10 protein-coding genes are annotated in these 12,346 nt (G+C 43.5%); 6 read left to right on the top strand and 4 right to left on the bottom strand.

Going from position 1 to position 12,346, the window contains the following annotated elements; all coding sequences use genetic code 11:
* Positions 1–36 precede the first annotated feature (36 nt).
* From H6G32_RS06775 to H6G32_RS06765, 3 genes are all read left to right on the top strand, one after another.
* Positions 37–1,044, top strand: coding sequence for a Gfo/Idh/MocA family protein (locus H6G32_RS06775; RefSeq protein WP_190456411.1), 1,008 nt, complete (start codon positions 37–39; stop codon positions 1,042–1,044).
* 10 nt (positions 1,045–1,054) lie between these two features.
* Positions 1,055–1,816 carry a type I methionyl aminopeptidase gene (map, locus tag H6G32_RS06770; protein WP_190456409.1) on the top strand — a complete coding sequence of 254 codons (762 nt, stop codon included), beginning with the start codon at positions 1,055–1,057 and terminating at the stop codon, positions 1,814–1,816.
* Between the two features lie 102 nt (positions 1,817–1,918).
* Entirely contained in the window at positions 1,919–2,113 is a 195-nt protein-coding gene (locus H6G32_RS06765) for a hypothetical protein (protein ID WP_190456407.1), read from the top strand.
* A gap of 259 nt (positions 2,114–2,372) precedes the next feature.
* On the opposite strand, the gene H6G32_RS06760 is transcribed toward H6G32_RS06765, so the two are convergent.
* Positions 2,373–3,725, bottom strand: a complete 1,353-nt coding sequence (locus tag H6G32_RS06760; protein WP_190456404.1) for a pentapeptide repeat-containing protein — start codon at positions 3,723–3,725, stop codon at positions 2,373–2,375.
* Between the two features lie 661 nt (positions 3,726–4,386).
* Between H6G32_RS06760 and H6G32_RS06755 the strand changes: the two genes are divergently transcribed.
* The 3 genes from H6G32_RS06755 (at position 4,387) to H6G32_RS06745 (ending at position 7,484) form a co-directional block, all read left to right on the top strand.
* On the top strand, positions 4,387–5,130 hold the full coding sequence (locus tag H6G32_RS06755) for a tetratricopeptide repeat protein (RefSeq protein ID WP_190456403.1): 744 nt from the start codon (positions 4,387–4,389) through the stop codon (positions 5,128–5,130).
* A gap of 208 nt (positions 5,131–5,338) precedes the next feature.
* Positions 5,339–6,565 carry a tetratricopeptide repeat protein gene (locus H6G32_RS06750; RefSeq protein ID WP_190456401.1) on the top strand — a complete coding sequence of 409 codons (1,227 nt, stop codon included), beginning with the start codon at positions 5,339–5,341 and terminating at the stop codon, positions 6,563–6,565.
* A 46-nt stretch (positions 6,566–6,611) separates the two neighbouring features.
* Positions 6,612–7,484 (top strand): SDR family oxidoreductase, encoded by an 873-nt coding sequence (locus H6G32_RS06745; RefSeq protein WP_190456399.1) that lies wholly within the window; start codon positions 6,612–6,614, stop codon positions 7,482–7,484.
* 224 nt (positions 7,485–7,708) lie between these two features.
* Here H6G32_RS06745 and gcvP read toward each other — a convergent pair whose 3' ends face one another.
* The 3 genes from gcvP to gcvT all read right to left on the bottom strand — a co-directional run bounded on the left by gcvP (position 7,709) and on the right by gcvT (position 12,318).
* Complete coding sequence (gene gcvP, locus H6G32_RS06740; protein ID WP_190456397.1) at positions 7,709–10,609, bottom strand: aminomethyl-transferring glycine dehydrogenase; 2,901 nt, start codon at positions 10,607–10,609, stop codon at positions 7,709–7,711.
* Between the two features lie 124 nt (positions 10,610–10,733).
* Positions 10,734–11,120 carry a glycine cleavage system protein GcvH gene (gene gcvH / locus H6G32_RS06735; protein WP_190456395.1) on the bottom strand — a complete coding sequence of 129 codons (387 nt, stop codon included), beginning with the start codon at positions 11,118–11,120 and terminating at the stop codon, positions 10,734–10,736.
* Between the two features lie 61 nt (positions 11,121–11,181).
* On the bottom strand, positions 11,182–12,318 hold the full coding sequence (gene gcvT, locus H6G32_RS06730) for a glycine cleavage system aminomethyltransferase GcvT (protein WP_190456392.1): 1,137 nt from the start codon (positions 12,316–12,318) through the stop codon (positions 11,182–11,184).
* Positions 12,319–12,346: the final 28 nt, after the last annotated feature.

Genomic DNA, 12,346 nt, shown 5'->3' with positions numbered 1-12,346 from the left:
GATAATCAACAGTAACTATTTTGCTAACAGAGGATCATGTATAATTCCGAGGCACCTTTGTCTAAGTCAAGAGTGCGGGTGGGTTTAGTTGGTACCGGGTATGCAGCAAAGTTAAGGGCCGAGGCATTGTTGCATGATGAGCGTTTGCATCTAGTAGCGATTGTGGGTCATACCCCTGAAAAAACAGCAGCTTTTGCCAAAGAATTCCAGACTGAGGTGATGAGTTCTTGGCAACAGATGGTAGAGCGTGAAGATGTGGATCTGGTGGTAATCTCTACTGTTAATCGAGATCATGGTAAAATTGCCCGCGCAGCACTTGTTAGCGGCAAACATGTGGTTGTAGAGTATCCCCTTTCTGTGGATCTAAAGGAAGCTAAAGAACTCATTGCCTTAGCCAAAGCCCAAAACAAACTACTGCACGTCGAACACATTGAACTCTTGGGCGGCTTACATCAAGCTTTGAAGCAGCACTTAGCCAAAATAGGCGATTTATTTTATGTTCGCTACAGCACGATTAATCCCCAACATCCCGCACCCCGCAAGTGGACTTATCACCATGAACTTTTCGGCTTTCCCTTGATAGGAGCGCTTTCCCGGTTGCATCGCCTCACCAATTTGTTTGGCAAAGTTTTGACGGTTAACTGTCATCAGCGATATTGGGAAACAGAAGCAGAATATTACCAAACCTGTTTTTGCATGACTCAACTGTGTTTTGAAAGTGGGTTGTTAGCACAAGTGATCTATGGTAAGGGCGAAACCCTTTGGCAGTCAGAACGCAAATTTGAAGTTCATGGGGAAAAGGGGGGTTTAGTTTTTGATGGTGACACAGGTCTTTTAGTCCAGCCAGGGGAAACAACGCCGATTGAGGTTGGTACTCGTCGGGGTTTATTTGCCAAAGATACAAGCATGGTGTTGGATCATCTTTTTGATGGCACTCCCTTGTACGTTACGGCTACTGAGAGTTTGTACGCCCTGAAGGTAGCTGATGCTGCTCGCCGTGCAGCACAGACGGGTTTAACTATATTTTTAACAGAAGAGCAGTAAATCAAATTCCATGAAAACCGAGCTAATTGTGATTTTATCCCAACGAGAACTGGACAAAATGCGTCAGGCTGGACGCTTGGCTGCAAAGTTGCTACAACATCTAGAACCGTTGGTGAAGCCAGGGGTGAGTACTCTCCAACTCAATGATGAGGCTGAACGTTGGACGCAAGCTCAAGGTGCTAAAAGCGCACCTTTAGGTTATAAGGGCTATCCCAAGTCAATTTGTACCAGTGTGAATGAGGTGATCTGTCACGGTATTCCTAATGCCAAACAAATCCTCAAGGAAGGCGACATTATTAATATCGATGTTACACCGATTGTCGATGGCTACCACGGTGATACATCTAAAACATTCCTAGTCGGGACTCCTTCCCCAACTGCAAAAAAACTGGTGGAGGTAACACAAAAGTGTCTCAGCTTGGGTATTGCTGAGGTGAAACCAGGGGGACGTATTGGGGATATTGGTGCAGCTATTCAAGAGTATGCTGAGGCACAGGGTTTTTCTGTGGTGCGCGATTTCGTCGGACATGGCATCAGCAATATTTTTCACACTGCGCCGGATGTTCCTCACTATGGTACGCGGGATAAGGGTAAGCGTCTAAGACCAGGGATGGTGTTTACTATTGAGCCGATGATTAATGAGGGTAGTTATGAAGTGGAGATGCTGAATGATGGCTGGACTGCTGTGACTCGCGATCGCAAACTTTCAGCACAATTTGAGCATACCTTAGCAGTGACCGAAGATGGCGTGGAAATTCTGACTTTACCCTAACCACCGAATATCCCTCCCTCAAACGTTTGCACCTTTTTTGGTTTGATAGGGAGAGATTCGGTTAATAATGGGTTTATCAAGTCAACATCAGGAGTGGTGGTTATGCCTTTAGTAACTATTCCTAAGCGTTATCTCGTTTCTGAAGATGAGGATTCGATCACATTAGATTTACCAGAGTCTGTTTTAGTGTCATTGCAACGGGATTACGGGAAGGTTGCTCAGGCTAAGGGAATTCTTCAGCATCAAAAAGAGAAGATGTTGGCTCATCTGAATGCTGTACGTGGTGAATGGGAATGAACTATCTCTATGATACGAATATTCTTATTTACTATTTGGCAGGAGATGAGACAGTTTCTAAATTATTCTCGGATGCTTTCCTCAATCAGAATTACGTCATGATATCGCCGATTGTGCGGATTGAGTTACTTTGTTTTTCTGAGTTGTCTGATGATGATGCAGAGGTTATTGAAGATTTATTCACCTATAAAAAGTCCCTTATTATAGGGGTTGCCTCCTTGTAAAAAAACTTGCACCAATTTGGATACCCATAATTTTATTATCTCCCCAATTTATTGGGAATGCCTTCACAACCGCCGGGAATGGTGAGTCTGGTTTTTTCACCACCCCAGGCACAGCAGTAGCATCGGGTAGTATCAGACATCCGCTGTACATTGCTGAAATCGGCATTTTCTACTACAGCACCTGTGTGTTCGCCGGTTTCATAGTCTGGGGCTTGAGTGCGACTACGGGGTGATGCTTTTTCTAAGGAACCATAATATATACGAATGCCGTTGAGGTCAGCACCGCTGAGGTTGGCATCATATAAAATGGTGCGGGAGAGGTTGGCTTTGACTAAGTCGCAACCGCTTAAATTTGCACGGACAAGATTGGCTTCACTTAGATCAGTCCAACGCAAATCGTTGTCAGAAAGGTCTGCTCCCGCTAACATTACCCCTATGTCAATGACGCGCACACCTTCTAGACGGTCTTCGGCGTACCCCCCTATGCCGTTGAGAATTGGTCTGCCTAAACGGCGATCGCGTTTTAGGGGTGAGAGTAATTTGGAACGAGAGAGAAAGCGGAGTATTTTCGCTTTGCCACTACCATCAACACTGCTAAAAATGGCGGCGGTGCGTCCTTCGGCTATGGCTCTTTCTTGGGGCCAGTCTTCTAATAATCCTTCTTCATCTAATACTAAGTCGGAAATGCCTTGGAAATAGGAATCAATTGTCTGCTGCTGGGTGATGATATTTTGCTGTGCCGTCAGCAGGTTTTGCTGAATTGTCAAGTCTTTGGAAATCACGTATTGTCGCCAAGCAACGTAAACGGCGATGATGGCAATGAGAATTTGCCCTAGGGCACCAAACCAATCCGCTAGGGTACCAGCAACGTCCCAGTTAATCTTGCTTCCCCAAACCAATAGGCGATCGCCTGCACCAGTAAATTTTACCAAGCCGATAATGGCTACTATCAGTCCCAACAAAGCCACCAGTATGGTTATATCTTGGGGTGAAAACCACGATTTTAATGTCTGTTGCAACCAAGGTAACAGCATTGCCAGGGATAACAGCAAAGTTACCAGGATTCCCAAAACCCCCACAATCGAGTTATTGATGGCTAAACCGATCACAGTGATGGCGATCGCTACTAGGGTAATTACTAATGCCCTTGGTTGAGCTGCAAATTGATTGCTAGGGTGTTCCTGAAGGCTAGAACGGGCTTGTTTAAGGGCCACTGTATTCTGGGGAGATTGCAAAGACGCAATTACCCCTAAGGCTTGTTTTTTAGCCAGCCCTTCTGGGGTCAAGTTATTATGACTTGCTTCAGGAGCAAAGTCATCTGGTTGCAAGTCATCTTCCCGACTGGGTTCTGGTGCTGGTAGATTGTTTGAGTTAGATTCAATCGACATGGTTTCTATTCTTACCCAGCAGGCTTAGTGCTACATCTGTTTAATCTTAATTGCCAGTAACTAAGGTGTACAGGAGATTGGGAAACTCAGTACCCCTCTGGGTATTGGGTATTGGGCAATTCAATCTCAGAATTTCGGATTTTGGCTTTGACTTCATTTCCCCAATCTCAAATTTTTTGCCTCAGTTACTAGTACAGCACGGTGTAATTAAACAATTCAAAATTCAATTTTTTAAAATTAAACTAATCATTCAAAATCACACAAAAGCTGATAATATAAGCTTTTTATGCCTCTTTCAGAGAAGCCACCCTTACCCGTAGCCTGCCCCAGGCATATTTTTAATTCCGCAGTTAATTTTAGGGCAGTAATTTGGTTAATTTGGATTTTTAATTTTTAATTATATCTTGCCGCTTGATCTCAAATAGTCAATTCCCGATCTAAAATTTTTACAGTTAGTCTCACAAATCATCAACTAAGCTCAAACCACAGTAATTGCTTTTCTAAGCCTAAATATGATATGATGATTTTGCTTCATGCTTACTTAAAAAATAACTTTTTTCTGTGAAATAAAAAAAATAATTGATAAAAGTTTATATATTTTGCTAATATTTGAAAAACCAGTGAGGTTTTAGCCTTGTAGTACGAGTTCTGTAGGTATAAGATGGTCGTTTGGCGCGGCTTCGTTGCCTCTAGCGTTATCAGTTTGGTTATATGTAGCTGTGGTGATTCGGCGATTTCATCGACAGAAAATATCAAGCAAGTTGTGCAAGAAACTAATGTTGCTCAACTGCTGACAGAAGCACAGGCTAGTCAAAAAGCCAGAGATTTATTTACTCAAGGCAATAATTTATTAGACAGCCAAAGGTTTGAAGAAGCGATCGCATTCTATGACAAAGCGATCGCCATTAAACCCGGAAACGCGGAAACTTGGATTAACCGAGGGAATGCTTTAACAGCTTTGCAAAGCTATCCAGAAGCTTTAGCATCCTACGACAAAGCGATTGCCATTCAACCGAACAAAGATGAAGCTTGGTATAACCGTGGTAATAGCTTAACATCTTTGCAACGCTACCAAGATGCAGTTACAGCCTACAACAAAGCGATCGCCATCAAACCAAACAAGTATGAAGCTTTGATTAACCGAGGCATAGCCATGGCAAAATTGCAACAGTACAAAGAAGCCCTGGGATCATACGACAAAGCGATCGCCATCAAGCCAAATTTGCACGCCGCATACTATAACAAAGCTTGCTCTTATGCTTTACAAAGCAATGTAGATGAAGCCATTGAGAACCTAGACAAAGCCATCAAATTGGTTCCTAATAAATACCAGAAACTAGCAAAAACCGACCCAGACTTTGATAAAGTACGTGGTGATAAGCGGTTTCAAGAATTAATAAAATAGCAAAAATGCCAGACGATTAGAAATCGCGGCTACAAGAACAAAGTCTGCCTCCGCAGACTCAAAATTTCCTGATTCTATTAGTCCTTGTCTTGTGGACTTTGCGGAAAGTGCCGCGACTTCTAGTCGTTAGGGCTAAAAGTTTATTCTTTATAAAAATAAAAATCTAACACTATAGAATAGATATCAAATCAAAATTATCAGGTACAGCATGATATCTTGTCGCTGGTTGACTAGCTTTGTCGGCTTGAATTTTATCGCCCTATCTCTCACCAGTTGTCACCACCCCAAGACAGCGAGAGACATTGTTAAACAAGCCACAGAAAGCGTAGTTTTAATCAACTATGGCGACAAACTAGGACAAGGTACAGAACTGATTGCCAAACTCCAAGGTAAAACACCCCGAAGACAACAGCATTTTACAACAGGTGCAAATTCCCAAGCAGTTGATGCAGTTGGGATATTCAAATGGGGTATGCCGATAAATGTTGATTTGGCAAATGCTCTCCCTACTCTCACAGAGTCAGAAGCTGCCCAAAAGGCGGAGGAATTTTTCAATGAGGGTAATGATTACTTTGTTCAGCAAAACTATCAGCAAGCGATCGCATCATATGAAAGAGCGATCGCCATCAAACCTGACTACTATCAAGCTTGGTATAACCGAGGTAATGCCCTACGTCAGTTACAACGTTACTCCGAAGCGATCGCATCATACGAGAAAGCGATCGCCATCAAACCTGACTTGCATCAAGCTTGGAATAACCGAGGTTTTGCCCTTAGTGAGTTAAAACGCTACTCAGATGCGATCACATCATATGACAAAGCGATCGCCATCAAACCTGACAAATATGAAGCCTGGATTAACCGAGGTAATGACCTTAGTGAGTTAAAACGCTACTCCGAAGCGATCGCATCTTATGATAAAGCGATCGCCATCAAACCTGACAAATATGAAGCCTGGATTAACCGAGGTAATGACCTTAGTGAGTTAAAACGCTACTCCGAAGCGATCGCATCTTATGATAAAGCGATCGCCATCAAACCTGACAAATATGAAGCCTGGATTAACCGAGGTAATGACCTTAGTGAGTTAAAACGCTACTCCGAAGCGATCGCATCTTATGATAAAGCGATCGCCATCAAACCTGACAAATATGAAGCCTGGATTAACCGAGGTAATGCCCTTAGTGAGTTAAAACGCTACTCCGAAGCGATCGCATCATATGACAAAGCGATCGCCATCAAACCTGACTTAGACGAAGCGTATTATAACAAAGCTTGTTCCTATGCTTTGCAAAGCAATGCAGATCAAGCCATTGAGAACCTAAACAAAGCCATTCAATTAGCTCCTAATAAATACCAGAAATTAGCAAAAACTGACCCAGACTTTGATAAAATTCGCGACGACAAGCGGTTTCAAGAATTAATTAAATTATAGTAGAGACTTTGCATGCAACGTCTATAAATATGGTTCTAAATTAAATATGAAAAAACTCTTAATCACTGGTGCTAGTGGTTTCTTAGGATGGCATCTTTGCCAGTTAGCCAAGCAAGAATGGGAAGTTTATGGCACATATTTATTCCATTCTCTAGAAATTCCTGGCATCAAAATGCTGAAAGTTAACTTAACAGACTTTCAGGAATTGAAAAGCATATTTAGTCAAATTCAACCAACAGCAGTTATTCATACAGCCGCCCAATCTCAACCGAATTACTGTCAACTTCATCCCCAAGAATCATATATAATTAACGTCACCACATCTTGCAACATTGCTGGACTTTGTGCCGATTACGGGATTCCTTGCGCTTTCACCTCAACCGACTTAGTTTTTGATGGTTTAAATGCACCTTATCGGGAAACAGATATCGTTTCTCCTGTCAACATTTACGGTGAGCAAAAAGTCCAAGCTGAACAAGGTATGTTAGCAAGATATCCCCTAACCACAGTTTGCCGAATGCCGTTAATGTTTGGCAGAGAAACACCAACAGCTAAAAGCTTTATTCAGCCATTTATCCAAATATTAAAAGAGGGAAAAGAACTAAGTTTATTTATAGATGAATTTCGCACACCAGTAAGTGCTACAACTGCGGCAGAAGGAATATTATTAGTATTAGAAAAGGTGAACGGTTACATTCATTTAGGCGGTAAAGAAAGAATATCTCGTTATGAATTTGGGCGGTTATTAGTCGAAGTATTTCAACTCCCCGTTGAGAAGCTTAAATCTTGCCGACAAGAAGATGTAAAAATGGCAGCACCCAGACCGGCGGATATTTCCTTAGATAGTTCTCAAGCTTTTGCATTAGGTTATCAACCGCTATCTATTAAACAAGAATTAGAGAGATTGCTGAATATATAAATTTGATGCATCAGAGGACACATTTTACCTGTAGGGTGCGTTCCCTAACGCACGCCTAACGCACGGATTAAGATTTTCAATGAATAAAACCAGCCCACATATTTAGTTAAGAGGGCGGGGAAACCCCCTACAGAAAACTGTATCTCCTGAAATTAAATATGCATTATCCAGATACTTTTTAGAGACGTTCCGTGGAACGTCTCTACATTTTTTCACTCCTATGTCTATTGTGAATAAACTTCCATTGGTAGACAAGAACAAACAAAATTCCTGTCACCAAAAGCAGCATCAATTCTGCCTACATTCGGCCAGAATTTAGATTCTCTTGTCCAAGGCGCGGGGTAGGCAGCTTGTTCACGGGAATAGGAATGAAGCCATTCTCCAGCAATGAGACTTTCAGCAGTGTGGGGTGCATTTTTCAAGAGATTATCTTGGATATCTGCTTTGCCTAATTCAATTTCGGCAATTTCTTGGCGAATGGCAATCAACGCATCACAGAAACGATCTAACTCTTGTTTAGACTCGCTTTCTGTCGGTTCCACCATAATTGTACCGCCTACAGGCCAGGAGACAGTGGGCGCATGGAAACCATAATCTATCAGACGCTTGGCGACATCATCAATTTCGATGCTGGCAGATTTTTTCAAAGAACGCAAATCTAAAATACACTCATGGGCAACTAGACCATTTTTCCCTTGATACAAAACGGGATAATAAGACTCTAGTCTCTTGGCGATGTAGTTGGCGTTGAGAATTGCCACCTTAGTTGCATCTGTCAAACCATCTGCACCCATCATGGCGATGTACATCCAAGAAATTACCAAGATGCTAGCACTACCCCAAGGTGCAGCAGCAACCGCCCCAATGCCTTGTGTACCAGTTATCTTCACCACAGGGTGTCCGGGAAGGAAGGGGACAAGATGGGAAGCAACACCAATGGGCCCCATACCAGGGCCACCACCACCATGGGGAATACAGAAGGTTTTGTGCAAGTTCAAGTGACAGACATCTGCACCGATATCTCCAGGGCGACAAATTCCTACTTGGGCATTCATATTTGCCCCATCCATGTAAACTTGTCCACCGTGGCGATGAACTACAGCACAGATTTCTTGAATTGCTTCTTCAAAAACGCCGTGAGTTGAAGGATATGTCACCATCAAAGCAGCGAGCTCATGGCTGTGTTTTTCTGCTTTCGCTTTCAAGTCATCCAAATCAACGTTACCTTGGGAGTCACAAGCCACAGCTATTACTTTCATCCCGCACATTACCGCACTTGCTGGGTTTGTTCCATGTGCAGACTGGGGAATTAAACAAATGTTGCGGTGTCCTTCTCCACGGCTGGCGTGATATTGATGAATCACTAAAAGTCCTGTATATTCGCCTTGAGAACCAGCATTTGGTTGCAGAGATATGCCGGAAAATCCAGTAATTTCTGCTAACCAGGCTTCAAGTTGCTGGAAGAGGATTTGATAACCTCGTGTTTGGGATAAAGGTGCAAAAGGATGAATTTTGCCAAATTCTGCCCAAGTTACGGGTATCATCTCAGATGTGGCGTTTAACTTCATTGTGCAAGATCCCAAGGGAATCATTGATGTAGTTAAAGACAAATCTTTAGTTTCTAACTTGTGCAGATAACGTAACAACTCGGTTTCTGAGTGATAGCGGTTGAAGACGGGGTGAGTTAGGTAACTGCTTTGGCGGGAGGTTATCTGGTTGGGATATTCTAACTCTTCTATGGTGAAAGGTAGTTCATCAAGACCGGCGAAAATTTGCCAAAGGTCAATTAAGTCTTCTGGGGTTGTGGTTTCATCCAGAGAAATGCCGACGGCAGTTGTATCAAAAATCCGCAGATTAATATTTCGCGCTGTGGCAGCTTGGAGAATTGTTTCTAGATTGTGTGTTCCCAACTCTACCCGCAGGGTATCAAAGAAGTTTTCAGAACTGATGCTGTAACCTAGGCGTTTGAGTCCTGCTGCTAAAGTTGCAGTTAATTTGTGGATATTTTGCGCGATCGCTTTTAATCCATCTGCGCCATGATAGACAGCATACATACTCGCCATCACTGCCAACAACACTTGGGCTGTGCAGATATTACTGGTGGCTTTTTCTCGGCGGATGTGTTGTTCGCGGGTTTGCAAAGCCAGACGCAATGCAGGCTTACCGTTGACATCTTTAGAGACACCGACAATCCGCCCTGGAACCAGCCGTTTATACTCTTCCTTGGTGGCAAAGTAGGCGGCATGAGGCCCCCCAAAGCCCAAGGGAATACCAAAGCGCTGTGTGCTGCCTACGGCAATATCAGCGCCAAATTCGCCGGGGGGTGTGAGTAAAGTTAAGCTGAGAGGATCTGCGGCTACAGTCACCAATGCACCCTGAGCATGGGACTTTTCGATAAAAGCGCGGTAGTCGTGAATTGTGCCATCAGTGGCGGGATATTGGAGAATTGCCCCAAAAATCGGTTGATCAAATTCAAATGTCTGATGATCGCCGACAATGATCTTAATTCCCAAGGGTTTAGCCCGTGTTTGCAATACATCGATGGTTTGGGGATGGCATTCACGGGAGACAAAATAGCTATTGGCTTTATTTTTGCACACACCATAGCTGAGACTCATGGCTTCTGCTGCTGCTGTGGCTTCATCTAGTAAGGAAGCATTAGCAATTTCCAAACCCGTCAAATCAATAATCATCGTTTGGAAGTTCAGCAGTGCTTCTAATCGCCCTTGGGCAATTTCTGGCTGATAAGGAGTGTAAGCCGTATACCAACCGGGGTTTTCGAGAATATTCCGTTGAATCACCGCCGGGGTGATACAGTCGTAGTATCCTGTGCCAATGTACGAGCGGCAGACCTGATTTTTGGCAGCTATTTGTTTTAACTTTGCCAGTGCCCCATATTCGCTTTGTGCTAATGGTAATTGTAGCCCTTGAGTTAGGCGGATGGACTGGGGCACTGTTTGGTCGATGAGGGCATCAAGGCTAGAAAACCCTAATACATCAAGCATTTGCTGAATGTCATCAGCGTTTGGGCCGATGTGTCTTTGGGCAAAATTATTTAATTTTTGACTGCTTGCATCTAGCGATTGGCGATCGCTAGACTGAGTACGAGGGGCGTAACTTACCACAAATTGCTCTCCAGATGCTACTACTTAATATTTTGCAACAAATACTGATAAACTACCCTAACCTTAGCCTTCAGGCAGGTTAAAGTAGTTTACTAATTAATTCCCCTAGTCTCCCTTGTCTCCCCTAATCGCCTTCTACCAGGGCGCTATACTCTTCTGCTGTCAAGGTATCTTCAATTTCTAAATCATCGAGGCGCACCTTCAGAAGCCACCCCGCACCGTAGGTATCATCAATTATATCTTCAGGAGAATCAATCAAGGGTTGATTGCGTTCTATAACTGTACCGCTCACTGGTGAATTGAGTGTTTCCACAGCTTTCACTGATTCAATCGTGCCCAAACTATCCCCCTTGACTATAGCGGCACCAACTTCTAGCAAGTCCAAAAACACGATATCACCCATTTGATTAATAGCAAACTGCGTAATACCAATGGTGGCAATATCGTCATCTATCCGCACATATTCATGAGAATCCAGGTAATACAAATCCTGAGGATATTCCGAAGACATAACAATTCCCCTTACATATTCAAAAATTACAACACATTATTCCTCAAAACATCAGCCGTTATCAATTAATGGCTCGATTTTTTGAGCGATAAAAGGGACGTTTAACCACAACTGCGGGATAAGCTTTACCACGAATTTCCACAAATAGCTCCTGGCCGACAGTTGCTAGCTGGGTGGGAAGGTAAGTTAAAGCTATAGGATAACCAAGTGTAGGAGACAGAGTACCGCTGGTAATTTCCCCAACTACTTCACCTGCGGCTAACACTGGGTAGCCGTGACGGGCTATATTGCGCCCTTGGGTTTGTAAACCCACAAGTCGGCGTTTTACTCCAACCGCTTTTTGCTGTACCAAAACGTCACGTCCAATAAAATCGCCTTTAGTATCCAGATGAACCAACCACCCCAAACCCGCCTCTAAAGGGGTGGTGGTGTCGTCGATATCTTGCCCATAAAGTGCCATTGCAGCTTCGAGACGGAGGGTATCTCTGGCACCAAGTCCGCAAGGGATGACACCAGCATCATAAAGACGTTGCCATAATTCTATTGCCACTTCTGGATCTACCATGACTTCAAATCCATCTTCCCCGGTGTAACCTGTGCGGGCTAGGAAGGCTGGTTTGCCCAGTATTGTTGTTTCTAAATGACCGAAGGCTTTAACCGGTGTTAAGTCTGCTGATACTAAGGACTGGAGATGGCTGGTTGCTTTTGGCCCTTGGACGGCAATTAAGGCTTTTTCTAGGGAAAGGTCTTGGAATTGCACTGTATCGGGGTCAAGATGTTGCAATAGCCATGCTTTGTCTTTACTGGTGGTTGCGGCATTGACAATGATTACCGCTTTTTGAGTATCACTGGTGTCTGTTCCTTGGTAATAAATAATGATGTCGTCAATAATTCCGGCTTGGGCATTTAACAATACGGTGTATTGGGCTTGACCGGGTTGTAAGCGACTCAAATCTGAGGGAACTAAACTTTGGAGTTGAGAAATCAGGTTTTTACCTTGGAGGGTAAATTTGCCCATGTGGGAAATATCAAACATCCCGGCTGCATTTCTCACAGCTTCGTGTTCGCGGGAAATGCCGCTAAATTGCACGGGCATTTCCCAACCGCCAAAGCCGATAAAGCGTGCTTTGAGTTCTACACCCAGTTGATATAAAGGGGTTCGCCCTAGGGATTGGGAGATATCTTCTTGATTAGCCACAGATATTTATGCGATCGCACCTCAACAT

Origin of the sequence: Cylindrospermum sp. FACHB-282 (assembly GCF_014697195.1) — a bacterium.
Lineage (GTDB): Bacteria > Cyanobacteriota > Cyanobacteriia > Cyanobacteriales > Nostocaceae > Cylindrospermum.
This window is presented reverse-complemented; position numbering and strand designations above follow the sequence as displayed.